We start from the raw sequence: 17,892 nt of genomic DNA on the forward strand, positions 1-17,892 counted from the left end.
GCGTCCAGAATTGGCTGTGTCTTATTTTTGAAACACATATGTCCCGGGTGCACCGGTTATGGCCGTATACCCCGCTTTTGGTGCGCCCATTGCAGGTGGCATTGTCAGTGCGCCTGATCTGCTGTCCAGCCAAGCGACCCAAGCCTCCCACCACGATCCGTCCTGCTTATCGGTCTCTGCGACCCATGACTGCGGATCGAGATAGCGATCCATCTTGTTCTTTGTCCGGACCCTGTAGGATCTGTGCGGATGGCCGGGGTCGCTAACAATGCCCGCGTTGTGGCCCCCGCTGGTCAGCGCAAAGGTCACGTCGGTATCGGTCAACGCCCCGATTTTGAAGACGGAGGGCCAAGGGGCGACATGATCTTTTTCGGTCCCGACCGCAAAAATCGGGGCGCGGATGTCTGACAATGAAACGGGACGGCCGCCGACCTTGAAGTGCCCCTCGGCCAGATCGTTGTTAAGGTAGAGCTTTCGCAGATATTCGGAATGCATGGCATAAGGCATGCGCGTGCCATCCGCGTTCCAGGCCATGAGGTCGTTCTCAAACGGTTGCTCGCCCTTCAGATAATTTTGTGTCACGCGAGACCAGAGCAGGTCGTTTGAGCGAAGCATCTGGAACGCTCCGGCCATCTGGGTGGTGTCGAGATAGCCTTGTTTCCACATAACGCTGTCCAGGAAGGAAAGCTGGCTCTCATTGATGAAAAGCTGCAATTCGCCGGGTTCGGTGAAATCGACCTGACTGGCCAGTAGAGACAATGATGCGAATGGGTCATCTTTGCCTCGGGCAATCGCGGCAGCCGCAATTGCCAACAGGGTCCCGCCCAGGCAATAGCCGGTCGCGTGGATTTTCTGGCCCGGAATGATCGCCTTGATCGCGTCGAGCGCAGCCATCACGCCCAGTTGGCGATAGTCCTCCATGGTCAGGTCACGATCGCTTGCGTCGGGATTCTTCCACGAAATCATGAAGACGCTGTACCCCTGACCCACGAGATACTTCACCAGAGAGTTCTGCGGGGAGAGGTCGAGGATGTAGTATTTCATGATCCAGGCCGGGACGATCAGGATCGGCTCGGGGTGTACGGTCTCCGTGAGCGGGGCATACTGGATGAGTTCGATCAACCGATTGCGATAAACGACCTCGCCTTTCGTCACCGCGACGTCCCGCCCCGGCTGGAAATCCTCAGCGCCTTCGGGGGATGCGTCAGTCATCATCCGCCGCATGTCTGTTGCTAAATTCTGCGCACCTCGAACCAGGTTCAGGCCGCGGTCTTTGCGGGTTTGTTTCTGTATCTCGGGGTTGGTGGCCAGGAAATTGGACGGCGAGACCGTATCAAGAAGCTGTCTCACCAGGAATTGCAGTTGGCGTTCGTGCTCGGCCGTGACACCCGGAACGCCGGTGACCGCATTGTGCCACCACTGCTGCTGAAGCAGGAACCCCTGATAAATCGTGTTGAATGGCGGCAACTGCCAAGCGTCACCGCTGAACCGATCATCCTGTGGCAGGGGCTCAATGCAAGGTTCGGTCTTATCGGTCAACTTGGTATGGGTGATCGCAAACCGGGCGTGCCGGCGGGCCTTGTCGACTGCCTTTTCGGTGAGTTGCAAGTGTTTGCCCGGCGCGGCGACAATATGTGTGGCCCAGTCGAACCAAGCGCCCATCACTGCAGCTGGCGACAACCCATGTGTGAAACGGGCAATGGACGCATTCGCGGCATGATTGAGGGTTTCATGTACGATAGACATCGCACCAGCATCTTCCGGGGCCCGTGGCAAAGCCGCTGCCTTCATATCCCGGTCATCGGGTTCACGTGCAGGGGGCAGAGGTTGGTCCACTCCGCGACGCCCCCCCACTGTGCCAGACTCATTTTTGGCATCCCCCCTGCGCGGCGACACCATTGTCTCCTTGCCCGCGTTCTCCATGAAACTGGCCTCCTTAGCCTGCATCGAGACGGTTTTGGCAAAGACTGAAGCCCGAACCGCACATTGTGACAGAATCATCTGGCTAGAAAGATAGTAATCAGTTACTATCCAAAAGCAAGCGGCGCTGAAATGTGAAGCGGAAGTTCACCTAACAGCAACCAAAGGAGACCCATCATGTTCACCGGCGAGTCCGATATCTCAGCGGGTCTCTTGTTCCTCACATTGTTCATGCTCTATGGTTTTTTTCTGATTTATGGGCGCGATTTTTCTCTCGAAAAAAAGCCGTGGATCGCGGGCCATGGTGTTGGAACGCACTTCGAATCGCGACTGTCCCATGCGCACGGCAATCTGTTTGCGCTGCTCAACATCGGGGTTGGTTTGGTGCTGTCGCGAATGTCGTTGCCCTCAGCCGCAACCTACTGGATTTCCGGGCTGGCACTGGCGGGCATGTTCATGCCGCTGGGGATTCTCGCTGAGGTGCTGTTTGGCGCGTCATCAATCGTTGTCATCGGCAGCGGATTGTCGATGAGTCTAGCCATGGGACAGCTCACTTTCGCGGTTTGGCAATTGGAGAAGAATTCATGAACGCAGGTCCGCAGCCAAGGAAACTTCCTGCAGATGAACGGCGGAACGTCACGGTCACAGCCGTTGTCGAACTTGCGGCCACGACGAACCCCGCCGAAATCACGACAGCCGCAATCGCAAAGCATATGAACCTGACCCAAGGTGCGCTGTTTCGCCATTTCCCCAACAAGGAGGCCATCTGGCAAGCCGTAATGAAATGGGTGGCCGAACGTCTCATGGCGCGGATCGAAAAGGCGGCTGAAGGGATCGGTTCGTCGCTGGAGTCGCTACAGGCGATGTTTCTTGCCCATGTCTCCTTTGTTGCAGAGCATCCCGGCGCGCCACGGATGCTCTTTGGTGAATTGCAGGGAGCAAACACAACACCGGCAAAACGACTCGCAAGCCAGATGATGAAACAATACGCGGCGCGGGTCGTCCACCTTATCGAAGCCGGAAAAGCGCAGGGCGAACTACATCCCGAATTGGATAACGAAGCCGCTGCGACGTTGTTTATCGGCACGATTCAGGGGCTTGTTATGCAGTCCCTGATCGCTGGGGACATGGAGCGGATGTGCGCCGACGCACCGCGCGTTTTCGCGATCTACCGGCGCGGCATCGCTTCGACGCAGGTCGCGAAACATGCCACAGAAGGAATTTCCTAGTCATGTCACGAAAACTGTCCATAGCTCTTGTCCTGGCGGTGCTTGCTGCGTTTCTGGGCTACGCCGCTTGGAAGGTGCTTCTGGCCCCGAACGACCTGCCTCCCGACGGCTTCGCACGCGGCAATGGCCGGATCGAAGCGGATCTGATCGACATCTCGACGCGACTGACCGGCCGTGTCGCTGAGATCTCCGTGCGCGAGGGCGATCTGGTGCAATCCGGTAATCTGCTGGCGACCATGGATACGAACGAGTTGGAGGCACAGCGGATGCGCGCGCAAGCCGCCGTGGCGAGCGCTGAAGCGGCCGTCGCGGTCGCCGTTGCAGGCGTGACCCAGGCCGAGGCGAAGCTGGCGTTGTCCCAGAGCGAGTCGGCCCGGGCCGAAACGCTGAGCGCACGCGGTGTTGTCTCCGGCGAAGAGCTGGACATAAAGCGCACCGAGGCGCAACTGTCGGAGGCGGGTCTTGCCGCGGCGCGTGCGGGCGTTGTTGCGAAACAACGCGGCGTTGATGCGGAAAACGCCGCCCTTCGCGAGATCGAGGCGCGGATCGCCGATAGCGCGCTTTACGCGCCTGCCGCCGGGCGTGTTCTTTACCGGCTGGCGCAGCCGGGAGAGGTTCTCGGCAGCGGCGGAAAGGTGCTGACCCTGGTCAGCCTTGGCGAGGTCTATATGGAGTTCTTTTTGCCCGCCAGCGCCGCGCCGCGAGTTCGGTTGGGCGACGAGGCGCGCATCGTCGTCGACATCATGCCGGATGTTTCGATCCCTGCCGTGGTCAGCTTTGTCGCGCCGCAGGCGCAGTTTACGCCAAAACAGGTTGAAACCATCGAAGAGCGCGAAAGTTTGATGTTTCGTATTCGCGTGCGCATCCCGTCCGAAATGGTTTCGGCGCGGCTCACTCAGGTCAAGACCGGGGTGCGTGGCATTGCCTGGGTGCGGCTGGCGGGATCGGATGGCGAGGTCATGGACTGGCCAGAGGGTTTGACACCTCCTGTTGCGACCGAATTGCCGGCTTCGCTCGACGGGACCGGATCAGGTGAAGGGGATGCGGCCTCGCAATGACCGACCGCGCTGACATTCCCGACACCAAAAACCCGCCGGTGGCGCAGCTGGATCAGGTAAGTCACAGCTATGGCAAGGTTCTTGCCTTAAACAAGGTCACACTGGATTTGCCTGCTGGGCAGATGATCGGGCTGATCGGACCGGACGGTGTCGGCAAGTCGACGTTGATGGCCCTGGTCGCCGGGGCCAAGAAGCTGCAGACCGGGCAGGTCCAGACGCTTGGGGGCGACATGACCTCTGCGCGTCACCGGGCCAATGCCGGGCGGCGGATCGCCTTCATGCCGCAGGGGTTGGGGCGCAATCTTTACCACGATCTCAGCCTGCACGAGAATCTGGACTTCTTTGGCAAGCTCTTTGGGCTGAACCGGGCAGAGCGTGCGGCGCGCATCCTGCGCCTGACCCGCGCCACCGGTCTTGCCGCGTTCATGGACCGGCCCGCAGGCAAGCTGTCGGGGGGGATGAAGCAAAAATTGGGGCTTTGCGCCGCTCTGATCCATGACCCGGATTTCCTGCTTCTGGACGAACCCACAACCGGGGTTGATCCGCTGTCGCGGCGTCAGTTCTGGGATTTGATCGACGCGATCCGCGCCGATCGGCCCGAGATGAGCGTGCTGGTGTCCACCGCCTATATGGAAGAGGCCGCGCGCTTCGGCCATCTGGTGGCGATGGAGGGCGGGCGCGTGTTGGCCGAAGGCAGCCCCGCCGATCTTATGGAGCGGACCGGAAAGACAACGGTGGAAGCGGCCTATGTGGCGCTGTTGGGTGGTGACAGCGCCGATACGCAAGCGCCCGAAAGACCCGTGGCCAAGGCCGAATTCAAGTCCGGACCACCCGCCATTCGTGCCGAAAGCCTGACCAAGCGGTTTGGCGATTTCACCGCCGTCGATGCGGTCAGCTTCGAGATCGCGCGCGGCGAGATCTTCGGCTTTCTGGGCTCGAACGGCTGCGGCAAGACAACGACGATGAAAATGCTGACCGGGCTGACACCTGCAACCGATGGTGAGGCGTGGATCTTTGGCAAGGCAGTCGATGCGCAGAACCTCGACGCGCGCCGCCGGGTCGGTTTCATGTCGCAATCCTTCTCCCTCTATGGCGAGTTGACGGTGCGGGAAAACCTGTTGCTGCATGCGCGCTTGTTTCATCTGGGTCACAGGTTGACGACTGAACGGATGGCGGAACTGGTGCCGCGCTTTGGCCTTGAGCCCTATCTCGATCAGGGCGCCGCGTCGCTGCCGCTTGGGGTCCGCCAGCGCCTGTCACTGGCGGTCGCGGTGATCCAGGCGCCCGACATCCTGATTCTGGATGAGCCGACCTCGGGTGTCGATCCGCAGGCGCGCGATGCGTTTTGGGATATGTTGCTGGAACTGGCGCGGCGTGATGGGGTGACGATCTTTATTTCGACGCATTTCATGGACGAAGGCATGCGTTGCGACCGAATTTCGCTGATGCATGCCGGCAAGGTGCTGGTTTCGGATGAGCCAAAGGCGTTGATTGCGGCACGTGGGGTTGAGACGCTTGAAGACGCCTTCATCGCCTATATGACCGACGCCGCGCCACCAGAGGTGCCGACGGACGAAGGCCTCCTGACTGGCACTGACGCATCCGAGGCGGACACAGATGCGCCACGCTTCAGCCTGCAAAGGCTTCTGGCCTTCACCTCGCGAGAGGCAATGCAGGTGCGCCGTGATCCGGTACGACTGGTGTTTTCTTTTGTCGGCAGCGCACTGCTGTTGCTCATTATGTCCTTCGGCATCTCACAAGAGGTCCGCAACATCCCCTTCGCGGCATTCGATCTGGACCGCAGTCCCGAAAGCCGGGCCTACCTATCGGGGTTTGAGGACTCGGCCTGGTTCCTGCAAGCGCCCCCGATTTCCACCGCCGACGAACTGGAACGCAGGATGGCGAGCGGTGAGTTGGCGTTGGCGTTGCAAATCCCGCCGGGCTTCGGCAAATCCGTGCGCCGCGGGGAACCCCCCGAAATCGCAGGATTGATCGACGGATCTGACACAAATCGCGCAGGCACAGTGGAAAGCTATGTTGAAGGCGCCCATGCGCATGTTCTGTCTGTCGGCGCGACATCGGCATTGGCTCTGGCCGATCTGGCGACACCGAGTGCTGCGAATGCGGCCGCCCCCGCGCAGCTGATCCCGCGTTTCCATTACAACCCGGCCATGGAGAGCTTGCCTGCCATCGGCCCGTCGATCCCTCCGCTTTTGTTGTTGCTGTTCCCGGCGATCCTGATGGCGGTCAGCGTCGCGCGGGAGAAAGAGATTGGCACCATCACCAATTTCTACGTCACCCCCACCAGCCGCGCCGAATTCCTGATCGGCAAACAACTGGTCTATATTGCCATAACGCTGTTGAATTTCGTGATCCTGACGGCGCTGGTGGTCACGGTCTTGGGCGTGCCACTCAAGGGTGATCCGGTGGCGCTGGTGTTGGGCGCCTTGCTCTATGCGGTGGCGGCAACCGGCTATGGGCTTGTCGTGTCGATGCTGACGAAAACACAGGTCACAGCCGTTTTTGCAGCGGCAATCCTGTCGGTTATGCCAACGCTGCAATTCTCGGGTATGATCACGCCTGTGTCGTCGCTGGAAGGTGCCGCGCGGATCATGGGCACGTTCTGGCCGACCACTTGGTATATGGGGATCAGCGTCGGCACCTTCACCAAGGGGCTGGGCCTGTCCGAGCTTTCCAGCCACCTGCTACGTCTGGCCGCCTTCGGGCCGGTCCTGACCTTGCTGGCGGTGCTGGCCCTGCGCAAGCAGGAGCGCTGATCATGCGGCAGCTGACAAACATCTTCTGGCTTGCTGGCAAGGAACTGAAAAGCGTTCTTGGTGACCCGGTCATGGTCATTTTGATCCTGTGGTCCTTTGTTGTCGCTGTCATGCTTGAAGCAAGCGGTGCTGGCGACACGGTCTATAACGCCGCGATTGCCATTCTTGACGAAGACAACTCTGCGCTGACCCGGCAACTGACTGACGCTCTTGGCCCACCATGGTTCCAGCCACCAGTGATGATTGCGCCCGATCAGATGGCCACGGAAATGGATGCCGGGCGGATCATGTTTGTGCTCAGCTTTCCACCGGGGTTTGAGGCCGATGTGATCGCGGGTCTTGCACCCGCCGTCCAGCTTGATGTGGATGCAACGGCGGTCAGCCAGGCGCAGCTTGGCAGCGATTACATCGCCAATATCCTGACCTCTGAAACGCGCGCCTTTCTGTCGGGCAGCCCCGATGCGCCCGAGCCTGCCCTGCGGCTGGAACTGCGTCGCGCCTTCAACCCGAACGGCAACCCGGTTTGGTTCAAGGCCATGTCTTCGCTGCTGAACCAGCTTTCGCTGCTGACCATCGCCCTGACCGGCGCTGCAATGCTGCGCGAGCGCGAGCAAGGCACCATCGAACATCTGATGGTGATGCCGCTGACGCCACTTGAAATCGCGCTCTCAAAAGTGCTGGCCAATGTTGTCGTGATTCTGGCAGCCTTCACGCTTTCGCTGATCTTTGTCGTCCAAGAGTTGTTGCAGGTTCCGGTCGCGGGATCGGTGCCGCTGCTCTTGGCCGGAACAGCGGTCTACCTGGCGGCGGCGGCGGCTATCGGCATGTTCCTGGGCACGATGGCGCGTAGCATGGCCCAGTTCGCGCTGTTGGTCATCATGGTCATCATTCCAATCATCATGCTGTCAGGCGGCATGGGGGCGATCGAAAGTCAGCCTGATATCGTGCAGCGTCTGACCATGGCGCTCCCGTCCCGGCATTTCCTGGCGTTCGCCAAGGCGGTTGTGTTTCGTGGAGCCGGGACCGGCGCAGTTTGGTTCGAACTATCGCTGATGGCAGGATTGGGGATAGCGTTTTTCGTGGCAAGCCTTGCGCTGTTCCGCCGCTCGATGAGCCTGTCTGGCTGATCCCGTGGGTGGGCTGGGTAATGCGCGAAGACGGGACCTGGAGTCGGTAGCGGCGTACATCGGCACGGCGATATCGCAGCATTTCAGCCGGACCGGCCCGTCAGATCTAGCCGAGTAAAGCTGACCGCGCGGAAAACCAATGTGCTGGCCCTGAGTGCAAGGGGGCTGCGCAATTCCGAGGTCGCGGCAAGTCTGAACCTGGCCGATACGACAGTGGCAAGCTTCATCAAGTCGATGTACCGCAAGCTCGGAATTTCCTCTCCGCCAGAGGCATCGTGGCACGCCACCCGGATGTGGTCAGATACCTCGATCCCGCCGGGTTCGAAACGCGACTGGAAACTGAGCTTCCCGGCATTTTGCGATGTCTGTTTCTCTGTGCAACTGATGCGGGAGAGGTGGCTCGGTTGATCTGAACAGGTTCCGGGCGTTTTCCAAGTGGTTTTCCGCCTCGGCTACACCGCCACCGCTTCGGGCATCGGCGGGTTGAAGTCAGCCTGATCGGGCGTCCGGCCGTCAACCTTCTTGTCCTTTAGAGGGAAGACTGACGCCACGTAAGGCGGCGGAAACGCCGCGCACGAACGTATAGAATTATTATTCGCAATTCTCACGGTTTCCGCCCGAAAGGCCTCAATTCATGAAAACAATACGCATCGTGATTCTGCTCGTCTTGGTGTCGGCGGCGGTGGGGGGCTGGTTCTATTTCGCCCAGAACGAAGCCGAGGCCCCGCCGACGACGGCTGTTGTCAGACTTGGCACAGTTGAAGAGACGGTGCTGGCGTCGGGCACGATGGAGGCCAAGCAATTGGTCAGCGTTGGCGCACGGGTCTCGGGGCAGATCGAAACACTGGCGGTCGCCCTTGGCGACGAGGTCGAGAAGGGTGACCTGATTGCGCTGATCGACAGTCAGGACCAAGAGAATGCCGTGCTGACGGCGAAGGCGAACCTGGCCAATATAAAGGCCCAGATCGCCGCCAAGAATGCCGGTCTGGTCAAGGCCAAACGGGCGCTGGACCGGCAGATCAAGCTGACCACCTCGGATTACGGCTCGAAAGAGGATCTTGAGGCAGCGCAGGCCGAAGTTGATGTCTACAAGGCCGAGCTTGACGCGCTGGCCGCACAGCAGGAAAGCGTTGAGGTCACCGTCTCAACCGCGCAAATCGCGCTTGAACGGACCAAGATCACCGCGCCGATTTCCGGCACGGTTGTGGCGATCGTCAATGACGAGGGCCAGACCGTGAACGCCTCGCAAAGCGCGCCGACAATCGTCAAGCTTGCCGATTTGGACAGTATGGTGGTGAAGGCGGAAATATCCGAGGCCGACGTGGTGCATGTGAAACCCGAGCAGCAAGTGTTCTTTACCATCTTGGGCGAACCGGATCACAAATTCTCTGCCACTGTGCGCGCTGTCGAGCCTGCGCCTTCGGCAATTGAGACCAGCGACACCATCTCAACCGATGTGGCGATCTATTACAATGGGTTGCTGGAGGTAGCCAATCCAGACCATCTGCTGCGCATCGGCATGACGACTGAGGTCTCGATCATTCTGGACAAGGCGGAAAACGTGTTGACTGTGCCGTCCTCGGCGCTGACCAAAGACGCTGATGGCTACACCGTCAAACTGTATGATGCCACGAACGGCACAACGACGACTGTGCCAGTCGAGGTCGGGCTGAACAACAAGATCAGGGCCGAGATCACATCGGGGCTGAGTGAGGGCGACGAGGTTGTTACCGGCACCGCCGTCGTGGCCCCCAATGCGTCACAGAGCAATACCCGCACGCCTCAGGTGAGGCTGTGACGGTGGGTGAACCCCTGATTTCCGCGCGCGGGATCTCGCGCAGCTTCCAGGCCGGCGATGAAACCATCACCGTCCTGCGCGATGTTGATGTTGACATCTGGCCGGGCGAGATGGTGGCGATCATCGGGGCTTCGGGCTCGGGCAAATCAACGCTGATGAACATCCTCGGCTGCCTCGACCGCGCCAGTTCGGGCAGCTACAGCTTTGCCGGTCAGGATGTGAGCGAACTCAGCCCCGATCAGCTTGCCCAACTACGGCGCGAGCATTTCGGCTTCATCTTCCAGCGCTACCAACTTCTGCCCGACCTCGACGCGGTGGGCAATGTCGAGGTGCCCGCGATCTATGCCGGACAGGGCCGCGCGGCCCGGCACAAACGCGCCTCCGACCTGCTGGGCCAGCTTGGCCTGGCCACCCGGCTGGACCACCGCCCTGGCGAGCTTTCGGGCGGCCAACAACAACGGGTCTCAGTCGCGCGCGCATTGATGAACGGCGGCGAAGTGATCCTGGCGGATGAGCCGACAGGGGCGCTTGATACAAAAAGCTCCCGAGAAATGATCGACCTGCTGTTGGAGCTGAACGGCAAGGGCCACACCATCGTCATGGTCACCCATGACCCGGAGGTCGCGCAGCATGCCCATCGCACGATCGAGATCAGTGACGGGCGGATCATCTCGGATACAAAGACCGCCGCCAAGGATGTGACCGAAACCAATCGGCTGGAGCGCGCGCCCCGCAAAGCGGGCACAGGGGCTGCGCTTTTGCGACTGCGCGAGGCGTTTGAAATGTCGCTCAAGGCGCTTTTGGCGCATCGGGTGCGTTCGGTTCTGACGATGCTGGGGATCATCATCGGCATCGCCTCGGTGGTGCTGGTGGTCGCGTTGGGAACCGGCACCAAGGAAAAGGTGCTCGACAGCATTTCATCGCTTGGGACCAGCACGATCACCGTGCGCTCAGGCACAGGGTTCGGCGCGCGCGATGCGGCCAAGGTGGAAACGCTGATGCCTTCGGATGCGGATGCGCTGGCGCTGCAACCCTATGCCGACAGCGCCTCGCCCTCGGTCGCGACCAAACGCAACGTTGTCTATCGCGGTACCGCCTCGGATGCGTCGATCAACGGGGTGGGCGGGGATTATTTCCAGGTCCACAATTACATCACTGTGACCGGCAGCACCTTCGCCTCCGACGATGTTGTCGACCGTAGCCAAGTCGCGGTGATCGACGAGGATACGCGCGACACCTTTTTTGACGCGGGCGATGACCCGGTGGGCAAGGTTTTGCTGCTGGGCGGCGTGCCGGTGCGGGTGATCGGCGTGGTGCGGTCGAGCGGGGCAAGTTTCGGGCCGGAATCACTGAATGTATGGGTGCCCTATACCACGGTGATGACGCGGATTTCGGGGCAGAATTTCCTTGATAGCGTCGAGGTGCGGGTAAGCGATGATTACGACACCTCGCTTGCCGAGGCAGAGATCAACGCCTTGCTGACCACTCGCCACGGCACCAAGGATTTCTTCCTGATCAACTCCGACACGATCCGCGATACGATGACCTCGACCACCGAAACACTGACCCTGCTGGTGGCGATGATCGCTGTGATCTCGCTGATTGTCGGCGGGATCGGGGTGATGAATATCATGCTGGTCTCGGTGACCGAGCGCACGAAAGAGATCGGCGTGCGCATCGCGATCGGCGCGCGTCGTTCGGATATCGTCGCGCAGTTCCTGATCGAGGCGGTGCTGGTTTGTCTGACCGGCGGCGTGCTGGGGATCGCCGGCGCGCTGATCGGCGGGCAGATGGTGGGGTATTTTTCGACCGATGTGCAGTTGAGCTTCTCGGTCACGGCGATCGTGGTGGCCTTTTTGTCCGCGACCCTGATCGGGATCACCTTCGGCTACCTACCCGCGCGTGCGGCGGCCAGGCTCGACCCGGTGGTGGCGCTCAACCACGCCTGAGTGACATCGGGTGCTGAGACACGCTTTGGGCAAACGTCGTTCTCGCCGATGTCAAAAAATCTGAGGGGGCCCATTTCTAACAGGGTGCTGAAACTTCCCTTATCAGGAAGGCTGTCCCCACATCAGGGCTGTTTCGCCTGATCGCGCTGTCCTTTGGCGGCTCGATATATGCCCTGTGGGCCGTCTCTCCGCGTCATGCGGCACGCAACCGGGGTGGTCTGGCGAGGTGGTTGGCGGCCATTGTCAGAATGAACCGCGCCCCCCCTCGTCTCATCCGTCCCGCGCATCCTCAGCCCCGTCGGTGCGGCCCAAAGGGTGACTCATGTTCTCAAAGCCCTGTCGAGGCAGGGCTCGTTCAGCAACCTGTTAGGCGCGTTCGGTGAATGCCAACCGCAATGCCAATGCCGCAAAGATCGCGGCGCTGGTGCGTCCCAGCCAGCGCGCCGCGCCCGCCGATTGCAGCAGTCGGCGCCCGGTCCCGGCGGCAAAGGCCCCGGCCAGCCCGTTGATGAGAAACCCGCCGGTGGCCAGCATCAGCGCGAAGGTCAGGAATTGCGCCAACACCTGGCCCCGGGCCGGATCGACGAATTGCGGCACAAAGGCCAGCACGAACAGGATCACCTTGGGATTGCTCAGATTGACCAGTAGCCCATCACGGAACGCATGTCGGGCCGCCCCCGCCTCACCGCTCAGCCCCGGTGCCCGCGCCCGCCAGGACGCCACTGCCAACCACAGCAGGTAACCGATGCCGACCCAGCGGATCACGTCAAACAGCCCCGGATGCGCCGCCACCAGCGCGCCAAGGCCAAGCCCGGCCAGAAGCCCGTGGAAGAACGCGCCCAGCGCAACGCCGCCGCTGGCCGCCCAGCCCGCCCCGCTGCCCCGGCGCAGCCCCTGGCCGACGCAAAACATCATATCCGCCCCCGGCGTCAGGTTCAGCGCCAGACCGGCGGGCAGAAAGGCCAGCAGAACGATCGGATCGACAGGCCACATGGTCACACCTCAGAAACAGGGGGCGGGAACCGGCAGCCATCTCATCCGGCCAGCCGCGCCTTGATCGCCAGCAGATCGGCCCAGGCCTCGTGCTTGGCCTGCGGCATGCGCAGCAGATAGGCCGGATGCACCATCGGCAGGGCGGGACGGCCAAAGGCCTCGGTCCAGTGACCGCGCAGCTTCAGGATGCCGCGCTGGCCGAGCCCGGCCATGCAGGGGATATTGCCCATCAGCACCACCAGATCGGGATTTGCCAGGGCCACATGGCGCTCGACAAATGGCACCATCATCGCAATTTCCGCCGGGTCCGGATCGCGGTTCTGCGGTGGCCGCCAGGGCAGTACGTTGGTGATATAGACCGCCCGCGCCGGGTCCTCGGCGGTGCGGTCAAGCCCGATCGCCGCCAGCATCCGGTCCAGCAATTTCCCGGCCTGCCCGACAAAGGGTCGCCCGACCCGGTCCTCGTCGCGACCCGGCGCCTCACCAAGGATCATCACCCTTGCCCGCGGGTCGCCATCGGCAAACACCAGATGCCGCGCGCCGCGCTTCAACTCGCAGTGCTCATAGGCTGCCAGCGCCGCCTGCAACCCCACCAGATCACCCGCCGCGCCCGCCGCCGCCCGGGCCAGCGCCACCGCATCGACCTCGGCCGCCGCCGTGGCGGGGCCAGAGATGGCAGCCGGGCGCGCCGCCGCCGCAGCCGGAGTCGCCACCGTGGCCGCCGCTGCCGCCACCTTGGCCAGCTCGAACCGGTTCACCGGCGCGTCACCGATCGCCTCGGTCGCGCCCAGTTCCACCTGCCAGTCCAGCAGCGCCTTTGCCTGATGCCAATCCAATGCCGATTCCATAGCGCCACCCTAGCCTGCCGCAGCACCCGCGCAAAGCCGCCGCGCAGACCGCCCCCATAGTCCGTAGCCCGCCGCGCCGCTTCCTCTGGTCAAAAATATCCCGGGGGAGTCGCGGCCCCCGGGCCGTGACGGGGGCCGCGCCCCCAAAACCACCAGCCAAAACAACGCACCGCTTGTCGGAGGCGCCGCCGCTTCCTATAAGCCCAGACGGAACAGACCGGAGCGCGGGACATGGCCTTCACGCAGGACCACCTTCTGGGGATCGAGCCGCTGAGCCCGGTCGAGATCACCACCTTGCTGGATCTCGCCGACGATTACGTCGCCCTGAACCGCTCGCCCGACAAACATGGCGAGGCGCTGCGCGGTCTCACCCAGATCAATATGTTCTTTGAAAACTCGACCCGCACCCAGGCCAGTTTCGAACTCGCCGGGCGGCGTCTGGGCGCCGATGTGATGAATATGGCGATGCAGACCTCGTCGGTGAAAAAGGGCGAAACCCTGATCGACACCGCGCTGACCCTGAACGCGATGCGCCCCGATCTGCTGGTGGTGCGCCACCCGCAATCCGGCGCCGTCGATCTGCTGGCGCAAAAGGTCAATTGCGCGGTGCTGAACGCCGGCGATGGCCGCCACGAACACCCCACCCAGGCGCTGCTCGACGCGCTGACGATCCGGCGCGCCAAGGGTCGGTTGCACCGCCTTTCCATCGCCATCTGCGGCGACATCGCCCATTCCCGCGTCGCCCGCTCCAATCTGATCCTGCTCGGCAAGATGGAGAACCGGATCCGGCTGATCGGCCCGCCGACCCTGATGCCCGCCGCCATCGGCGACTTCGGCTGCGAGGTCTTTGAAGACATGGAGGCGGGGCTGAAGGACGTCGATGTGGTGATGATGCTGCGCCTGCAGAAGGAACGGATGGATGGCGGCTTCATCCCGTCCGAGCGCGAGTATTACCACCGCTACGGGCTCGATGCCGAAAAGCTGGCCCATGCCAAGCCTGACGCCATCGTCATGCATCCCGGCCCGATGAATCGCGGGGTCGAGATCGACGGCAGCATCGCCGATGACATCAACCGCTCGGTGATCCAGGAACAGGTCGAGATGGGCGTCGCGGTGCGGATGGCGGCGATGGACCTGCTGGCGCGGAACCTGCGCAAACAGCGGGCGGCAGTGGCATGAGCGCTGAAGTCACCCATCAGGCGCGCGGCGATGGCTGGGACGGGATCCTCGATCCCGGCGAGGTCATTCAATGGCAGGGGCGCCCCGATCCGGCGGTGAAATTCCAGCTGAGCCATATCGTCACGGTGGTCTTTGGCCTGCTGTTTTCCGGCTTTGCCCTGTTCTGGATGATCACCGCCGCCCGATCCGGGGATCTCTTCTGGATGTTCGGCCTGATCCATTTCAGCGTCGGGCTGAGCATCCTGATCGGGCCGATCTATGGCCCCTCCTGGCGGCGGCGGCATACCTGGTACACGCTCACCGACCGGCGCGCCTTTATCGCCACCGACATTCCGTTTCGCGGCCGCAAGCTGACCGCCTATCCGATCGCCGGTGATACGGTGATCAGCATCGAAGAGGCCGACGATTTCTCGACCGTGCATTTCGCCCATGAAATGAAATCGCGAAAGAACGGCAGCACCCGCCACGATATTGGCTTTGAGCGCATCCCCGACGGGCGCGATGTCTATGCCAGGCTGCGGGCGATCCGGGCGGCGGCGGCATGAGCGCGGCCATCCGGATCCCGGCGGGTGGCGGCGATGATCTGCATGTGTTCGCCCTGGCGCTGGAGGGGGACCGCGCGGCCGGGTTCATCGCCCGCCCGCAGGACAGCAATGGCGCCGGTTGGCCGCTGAAAGTGGCGCTGGCGGCCGATCACCTGAATCCCGAGGGGATCGAGGATTTTGAGGCCGCCGATCTGGTCGGGGTCGGACTCGCACACTACCTCAGCGACGGGCTCGGCGCTGATGCCGCCAGGCTTGCCGGGGACAGTGACCGGCTCGACGCGCAGACCGGCCATATCGTGATCTTGCGCCCCGCCGCCTTTGACGGGATCGCGCAGACGCTGAAGGCCCGGGCGCCGCTGACCCATCTCGGCAGCTATGCCATGGCCGCGCCGACCCGCACCATGGAGCGACTGCGCAGCCGCTCTGCCGATGGGGGGCTTTCCGGCGGTGCGGCCCCGGCGCCGACATTGCCCTCGCGACGCTGGGCCAGGCTGGTGGTGCTGGCCGCCGCGCTTCTGGTCCTCGGCCTTCTGATCCTTGCCACCGGAGGTTTCCGTTGACCCTGCTTTTCCGCAATGCCCGCCTGATCGACCCCGAGGCCGGAACCGACAGCCAGGGCGACCTGCTGATCCGCGACGGGGTGATTGCTGCCCGGGGCGAGACCGGCGAATATGACACGCACGCCGCTGACAGGGTGATCGACTGCGCTGGCAAATGCCTGGCGCCCGGTTTGGTCGATATCGGCGTCAAGGTGTGCGAGCCGGGTGAACGCCACAAGGAAAGCTTTCGTTCTGCCGGGCGGGCAGCGGCGGCGGGCGGGGTTACCACCATCATCACCCGGCCCGACACGCTGCCCGCCATCGACACCCCGGAAATCCTGGAATTCGTCGCCCGCCGGGCGCGCGAGGCGACCCAGGTCAGGGTGTTGCCGATGGCGGCGTTGACCAAGGGCCGCGAGGGCCGCGAGATGACCGAGATCGGCTTCCTGCTCGATGCCGGGGCGGTGGCCTTTACCGATTGCGACCGGGTGGTCGCCGACACCAAGGTGTTCGGTCGCGCCCTGACCTATGCCCGCTCGCTCGGGGCGCTGGTGATCGCCCATGTGCAGGACCCGGGCCTGTCCAGAGGCGCCTCCGCCACCAGCGGCAAGTTCGCCTCGCTGCGCGGCTTGCCCGCGGTGTCGTCGATGGCCGAACGGATGGCGCTGGATCGCGACATCGCCATGGTCGAGATGACCGGGGCGCGTTACCACGCCGATCAGATCACCACCGCCCGCGCCCTGCCGGCGCTGGAACGGGCCAAAGCCAACGGGCTGGATGTCACCGCCGGGGTGTCGATCCACCACCTGACGCTGAACGAAATCGACGTTGCCAATTACCGCACCTTCTTCAAGGTCAAGCCGCCGCTGCGGTCTGAGGATGACCGGATGGCGGTGGTCGCCGCCGTCGCCTCGGGCCTGATCGACGTGATCTCCTCGATGCACACGCCGCAGGATGAAGAAAGCAAGCGCCTGCCGTTTGAGGAGGCGGCCTCGGGCGCGGTGGCGCTGGAAACCCTGCTGCCCGCCGCCCTGCGCCTCTATCATGCCGGGGCGATGGATCTGCCAACCCTGATCCGGGCGATGACCCTGAACCCGGCCCGCCGCCTGAACCTGCCGCAAGGCCGCCTGGCCATTGGCGCGCCCGCCGATCTGGTGCTGTTCGACGCGGACGCGCCGTTTGTGCTGGACCGCGCCAAGCTGCGCTCGAAATCCAAGAACACGCCGTTTGACGAGGCCCGCCTGCAAGGCAAGGTGCTGGGCAGCTGGGTCGGCGGCACCCGGATTTTTGATGCCAATGTGGTGGAAAGCGAGACCCGCGATGCCTGATATCACCCTGACCACCAGCGGCCTTATCCTCTGGGCCATCACCGGGTATCTGCTCGGCTCGATCCCCTTTGGGGTGCTGCTGACCCGGGCGCTGGGGCTTGGTGATCTGCGCCAGATCGGATCGGGCAATATCGGCGCCACCAATGTGCTGCGCACCGGCAACAAGGGCGCGGCAGCAACGACGCTGCTGCTCGACGGGGCCAAGGGCGCGGCGGCGGTGCTGCTGGGCCGGGCACTGGCGGGCGAAGACGCGGCGCAACTGGCCGGGCTGATGGCCTTTGTCGGCCATTGCATCCCGGTCTGGCTGCGGTTTCGTGGCGGCAAGGGGGTGGCGACCTTCCTCGGCATCCTGCTGGCGCTGGCCTGGCCGGTCGGGTTGACCTGCTGCGCCGTCTGGCTGCTGACTGCGGTGCTGAGTCGGATATCGTCGCTGTCGGCCCTGATCGCGGCAGCGAGCTCGTCAATCTGGATGGTCGGCTTCGGTTATGGCGAGGGGTTTTTCCTGAGCGTCGCCCTGACCCTGCTGGTGTTCCTGCGCCACGCTGGCAACATCCGGCGCCTACGTGCCGGAACTGAGCCGAAGATCGGGCAGAAATAGCGCC

General features: G+C 62.8%; 16 protein-coding genes. 13 read left to right on the forward strand and 3 right to left on the reverse strand.

Going from position 1 to position 17,892, the window contains the following annotated elements:
- Positions 1–21 precede the first annotated feature (21 nt).
- Positions 22–2,001, reverse strand: a complete 1,980-nt coding sequence (locus P1U48_RS13840; protein WP_301069692.1) for an alpha/beta fold hydrolase — start codon at positions 1,999–2,001, stop codon at positions 22–24.
- 96 nt (positions 2,002–2,097) lie between these two features.
- On the opposite strand from P1U48_RS13840, the gene P1U48_RS13845 reads away from it, so the two are divergent.
- The 8 genes from P1U48_RS13845 (at position 2,098) to P1U48_RS13880 (ending at position 11,858) form a co-directional block, all read left to right on the forward strand.
- The gene (locus P1U48_RS13845) at positions 2,098–2,508 is read left to right on the forward strand and encodes a hypothetical protein (RefSeq protein ID WP_301069693.1); all 411 of its coding nucleotides are present in this window, start codon (positions 2,098–2,100) and stop codon (positions 2,506–2,508) included.
- Positions 2,505–3,149 carry a TetR/AcrR family transcriptional regulator gene (locus P1U48_RS13850; protein ID WP_301069694.1) on the forward strand — a complete coding sequence of 215 codons (645 nt, stop codon included), beginning with the start codon at positions 2,505–2,507 and terminating at the stop codon, positions 3,147–3,149. The genes P1U48_RS13845 and P1U48_RS13850 overlap by 4 nt, the downstream gene beginning before the upstream one ends.
- The gene (locus tag P1U48_RS13855) at positions 3,059–4,207 is read left to right on the forward strand and encodes an HlyD family efflux transporter periplasmic adaptor subunit (RefSeq protein ID WP_301069695.1); all 1,149 of its coding nucleotides are present in this window, start codon (positions 3,059–3,061) and stop codon (positions 4,205–4,207) included. The genes P1U48_RS13850 and P1U48_RS13855 overlap by 91 nt, the downstream gene beginning before the upstream one ends.
- Positions 4,204–6,984, forward strand: a complete 2,781-nt coding sequence (rbbA, locus tag P1U48_RS13860) for a ribosome-associated ATPase/putative transporter RbbA (RefSeq protein WP_301069696.1) — start codon at positions 4,204–4,206, stop codon at positions 6,982–6,984. Before P1U48_RS13855 ends, rbbA begins: the two co-directional genes overlap by 4 nt.
- A gap of 2 nt (positions 6,985–6,986) precedes the next feature.
- Entirely contained in the window at positions 6,987–8,111 is a 1,125-nt protein-coding gene (locus tag P1U48_RS13865; RefSeq protein ID WP_301069697.1) for an ABC transporter permease, read from the forward strand.
- 141 nt (positions 8,112–8,252) lie between these two features.
- Positions 8,253–8,519: a LuxR C-terminal-related transcriptional regulator gene (locus tag P1U48_RS13870; protein ID WP_301069699.1), complete on the forward strand. Its 267-nt coding sequence runs from the start codon at positions 8,253–8,255 to the stop codon at positions 8,517–8,519.
- Positions 8,520–8,745: 226 nt separating this feature from the next.
- Positions 8,746–9,909: an efflux RND transporter periplasmic adaptor subunit gene (locus P1U48_RS13875; RefSeq protein WP_301069700.1), complete on the forward strand. Its 1,164-nt coding sequence runs from the start codon at positions 8,746–8,748 to the stop codon at positions 9,907–9,909.
- Between the two features lie 2 nt (positions 9,910–9,911).
- Positions 9,912–11,858 (forward strand): MacB family efflux pump subunit, encoded by a 1,947-nt coding sequence (locus tag P1U48_RS13880; RefSeq protein WP_301069701.1) that lies wholly within the window; start codon positions 9,912–9,914, stop codon positions 11,856–11,858.
- Positions 11,859–12,224: 366 nt separating this feature from the next.
- On the opposite strand, the gene P1U48_RS13885 is transcribed toward P1U48_RS13880, so the two are convergent.
- Together P1U48_RS13885 and P1U48_RS13890 are read right to left on the reverse strand one after the other, a co-directional pair.
- The gene (locus P1U48_RS13885; protein ID WP_301069703.1) at positions 12,225–12,851 is read right to left on the reverse strand and encodes a LysE family translocator; all 627 of its coding nucleotides are present in this window, start codon (positions 12,849–12,851) and stop codon (positions 12,225–12,227) included.
- A 41-nt stretch (positions 12,852–12,892) separates the two neighbouring features.
- Entirely contained in the window at positions 12,893–13,699 is an 807-nt protein-coding gene (locus P1U48_RS13890) for a uracil-DNA glycosylase (protein ID WP_301069705.1), read from the reverse strand.
- Positions 13,700–13,930: 231 nt separating this feature from the next.
- On the opposite strand from P1U48_RS13890, the gene P1U48_RS13895 reads away from it, so the two are divergent.
- From P1U48_RS13895 to plsY, 5 genes are read left to right on the forward strand one after another with little or no spacing between them, the layout of a single operon-like run.
- Positions 13,931–14,878, forward strand: coding sequence for an aspartate carbamoyltransferase catalytic subunit (locus tag P1U48_RS13895; RefSeq protein WP_301069707.1), 948 nt, complete (start codon positions 13,931–13,933; stop codon positions 14,876–14,878).
- A complete protein-coding gene (locus P1U48_RS13900; protein ID WP_301069709.1) occupies positions 14,875–15,423 on the forward strand; it encodes an aspartate carbamoyltransferase catalytic subunit in 549 nt (182 codons plus the stop codon). Before P1U48_RS13895 ends, P1U48_RS13900 begins: the two co-directional genes overlap by 4 nt.
- Complete coding sequence (locus tag P1U48_RS13905) at positions 15,420–15,983, forward strand: hypothetical protein (RefSeq protein ID WP_301069711.1); 564 nt, start codon at positions 15,420–15,422, stop codon at positions 15,981–15,983. Before P1U48_RS13900 ends, P1U48_RS13905 begins: the two co-directional genes overlap by 4 nt.
- Complete coding sequence (gene pyrC / locus P1U48_RS13910) at positions 15,980–17,290, forward strand: dihydroorotase (protein ID WP_301069713.1); 1,311 nt, start codon at positions 15,980–15,982, stop codon at positions 17,288–17,290. The genes P1U48_RS13905 and pyrC overlap by 4 nt, the downstream gene beginning before the upstream one ends.
- Positions 17,283–17,888: a glycerol-3-phosphate 1-O-acyltransferase PlsY gene (gene plsY / locus P1U48_RS13915; RefSeq protein ID WP_301069714.1), complete on the forward strand. Its 606-nt coding sequence runs from the start codon at positions 17,283–17,285 to the stop codon at positions 17,886–17,888. The genes pyrC and plsY overlap by 8 nt, the downstream gene beginning before the upstream one ends.
- Positions 17,889–17,892: the final 4 nt, after the last annotated feature.

Source organism: Pseudooceanicola sp., assembly GCF_029213205.1.
Lineage (GTDB): Bacteria > Pseudomonadota > Alphaproteobacteria > Rhodobacterales > Rhodobacteraceae > Pseudooceanicola.

Bases quoted from the DNA above. Each gene is read 5' to 3' on its own strand.
- P1U48_RS13885 (WP_301069703.1), bottom strand. From the start codon at position 12,851: ATGTGGCCTGTCGATCCGATCGTTCTGCTGGCCTTTCTGCCCGCCGGT.
- P1U48_RS13850 (WP_301069694.1), top strand. From the start codon at position 2,505: ATGAACGCAGGTCCGCAGCCAAGGAAACTTCCTGCAGATGAACGGCGG.
- P1U48_RS13875 (WP_301069700.1), top strand. From the start codon at position 8,746: ATGAAAACAATACGCATCGTGATTCTGCTCGTCTTGGTGTCGGCGGCG.
- P1U48_RS13865 (WP_301069697.1), top strand. From the start codon at position 6,987: ATGCGGCAGCTGACAAACATCTTCTGGCTTGCTGGCAAGGAACTGAAA.
- P1U48_RS13845 (WP_301069693.1), top strand. From the start codon at position 2,098: ATGTTCACCGGCGAGTCCGATATCTCAGCGGGTCTCTTGTTCCTCACA.
- P1U48_RS13895 (WP_301069707.1), top strand. From the start codon at position 13,931: ATGGCCTTCACGCAGGACCACCTTCTGGGGATCGAGCCGCTGAGCCCG.
- P1U48_RS13840 (WP_301069692.1), bottom strand. From the start codon at position 2,001: ATGATTCTGTCACAATGTGCGGTTCGGGCTTCAGTCTTTGCCAAAACC.
- P1U48_RS13905 (WP_301069711.1), top strand. From the start codon at position 15,420: ATGAGCGCGGCCATCCGGATCCCGGCGGGTGGCGGCGATGATCTGCAT.
- plsY (WP_301069714.1), top strand. From the start codon at position 17,283: ATGCCTGATATCACCCTGACCACCAGCGGCCTTATCCTCTGGGCCATC.
- P1U48_RS13900 (WP_301069709.1), top strand. From the start codon at position 14,875: ATGAGCGCTGAAGTCACCCATCAGGCGCGCGGCGATGGCTGGGACGGG.
- rbbA (WP_301069696.1), top strand. From the start codon at position 4,204: ATGACCGACCGCGCTGACATTCCCGACACCAAAAACCCGCCGGTGGCG.
- P1U48_RS13890 (WP_301069705.1), bottom strand. From the start codon at position 13,699: ATGGAATCGGCATTGGATTGGCATCAGGCAAAGGCGCTGCTGGACTGG.